We start from the raw sequence: 2148 nt of genomic DNA on the forward strand, positions 1-2148 counted from the left end.
CTTCGGCATTTGGGAACACCCGGGGCATGGGGCTTCGGCATTTGGGAACACCCGGGGCATGGGGCTTCGGCATTGGAGAACACCCGGGTTCAGAACCTTCGGCATTCGGTGAACACACTTCGGCATTCGGTGAACAGAGGCTTCGGCATTCGCTGAACAACGCTTCGGCATTCGGTGAACGCGGACCCCTCGCAGACGGCTTCATGACGCGGTTTCCGCGGGCCCCTTAACGTAGGTCTTAACGTGAGGTCTTAACGGCGCGACGAGCGCGCCGGGTGGAAGACACCAAAAACTAAACCGGGGGATTACCAAAATCCGGGAAGATGGATAAACTGTGGGGATCACGTTGGCACGGAGGCCTCCATCATGTCCGCAGCCGTAGAAAAACCGACCCCCGCGTACACCAGCCGGATGGATACCCGGACGGTCCGGCCTATGCAGATGAGGCCGGAGATGGTGAGCGCCCTCCAGCGAGGCCAAAAAACCGAAGAACGGCGTCTGCTCATGCGGCCCGGGAAAGTCGTCAAGAGCGCCGTCATCACGGCATCCCAGGCACTGGGGCAATGCCGGATCGTGATGCGTGAAGACGATGTGTTTGGCGCCCGGATGGACGACGAGTTTCTGCCCTCCCCCTACGGCGCTCCGGGCGACCTCATCTGGATTCAGGAACCGTGGTTGGGCGATGCGACCCGGCCGGAGACCGTCGAATATTGCGCCGACTGCGAGGTGCAGAAGACAGGATGGAACCCTGCCTCGATGATGCCGCCAGAATGCAGCCGCTGGACGCTGGAAATCCAGGAAGTGGTCGCTGAACCGCTGTGTGCCATTGATGAAAAAGGCGCTCGTGCGGCTGGGCTGGAGCCGGAAACCGATGCCGGGGGCAACGTCATCCGTTCAGCACGAGACGTGTTCGCCCGGGAGTGGGGGTATTCACCGGACTATGGCTGGCAGATCAACCCTATGGTCTGGATCTACCGTTTCACATCGCACCGCGTCAACTTCTTGAGGGCAATGTCGGACGTGAAACCGGGTTGAGCCATTCAACCGCCGGCATCGGTCGCCTGTAAGCGTTCGATCTCGGCTTTCAGGCGCTCGACCTCCGCGGCCAGGAGCTCGGCCCGTTCGCCCTGGTGCTCGAGGCGGACGACCTCGTTCTCGAGCTTGGTGATCCGGCTCGCCTGCTGCTGCATCTGCTGGTTGTGCATCGACCGCTCCTGATCGAACTTCTTGCGCTCTTCTTCCAGCCGGGCGTTGGCTTTCTCGGTGGCATCCCGGGCCTTGCCCACCTCCTGCAGCCAGTACGTGTTGGTGCCCTCGTAACGGTTTTCCCACTTGGTGACCTCGTCCATCAGCTGAGACACCCGTTCGGACCATTGACGCTCCGCCTCGGCATGTTCCCCTTTGAGGTCCTGGATATCCGCCTCGTGCTCGGCGACCAGTTTTTCTTCCCGTTCCTTCGCAGCTTCCCGGACCTCGGCCAGTTCTTCATCCCGCCGTTGCAGCTGGGCCCGTGCGTCCGCCCGATCGGCTTCCAGTCGTTCGATCCGGTCATCACGATCCTTCACGTTCGCCTCCAGGGTCTCAAACTCCGACCGCAGGCCGGTTAGTTCCCCTTGCAGGGCCTCCTCTCGGGCCCGGCTCGCTTCCAGTTCGCTCTCCAGACGCTCGCGTTCCGCATCGAAAACCTGGCTGGCTTCCTGGAGCGCGGCGTTCCATAGCGATTCCACAGCGCCGGTCAATGTCTCGGGGACGCCAGCCGGCATCACGAATCCCTCCCGGTCCAGGCCCTCGCGCCACTGCTGGAGATGCTTCAGCGCGGTGGACTTCGATCCGCGGCCAAGACGGCGAACGACCGCGGTCGCGGTGGGATTTCGCCCTTCCCGCAGGAGCGTCATCGCGGTTTCAACGGTGGTTTCGTAGCTGAGTGGCTCCATGACGCCATTCTCCCGGTCAAAGTGTACGGTGTACGGTGTACAGCCTATACCATTCCGTACACATGTAACCCCTCTATTTGACCTAAGACGCATTGTGTCAAACTAGGGCCCGAAACCCCGTCTCTCACTGTTCAGGGGCCGTGAAACATATATTCCTGCGGTCGGCCAGGAAGGAGCGAAAGTGTCGAAGGATCAATCGGATACCAACGTATGC

2 protein-coding genes are annotated in these 2148 nt (G+C 61.3%); one reads left to right on the forward strand and one right to left on the reverse strand.

Features of this window, described 5'->3' with window-relative positions; genetic code table 11:
* Positions 1-366 precede the first annotated feature (366 nt).
* Entirely contained in the window at positions 367-1035 is a 669-nt protein-coding gene (locus F573_RS0113815; RefSeq protein ID WP_019023082.1) for a hypothetical protein, read from the forward strand.
* A 5-nt stretch (positions 1036-1040) separates the two neighbouring features.
* Here F573_RS0113815 and F573_RS0113820 read toward each other — a convergent pair whose 3' ends face one another.
* A complete protein-coding gene (locus tag F573_RS0113820; RefSeq protein ID WP_019023083.1) occupies positions 1041-1934 on the reverse strand; it encodes a DNA-binding protein in 894 nt (297 codons plus the stop codon).
* Positions 1935-2148 lie beyond the last annotated feature (214 nt).

Origin of the sequence: Thioalkalivibrio sp. ALE23 (assembly GCF_000378545.1) — a bacterium.
GTDB lineage: Bacteria > Pseudomonadota > Gammaproteobacteria > Ectothiorhodospirales > Ectothiorhodospiraceae > Thioalkalivibrio.

Excerpts from the sequence above, each read along its gene's own strand:
- F573_RS0113815 (WP_019023082.1), top strand. The coding sequence starts at position 367 with ATGTCCGCAGCCGTAGAAAAACCGACCCCCGCGTACACCAGCCGGATG.
- F573_RS0113820 (WP_019023083.1), bottom strand. The coding sequence starts at position 1,934 with ATGGAGCCACTCAGCTACGAAACCACCGTTGAAACCGCGATGACGCTC.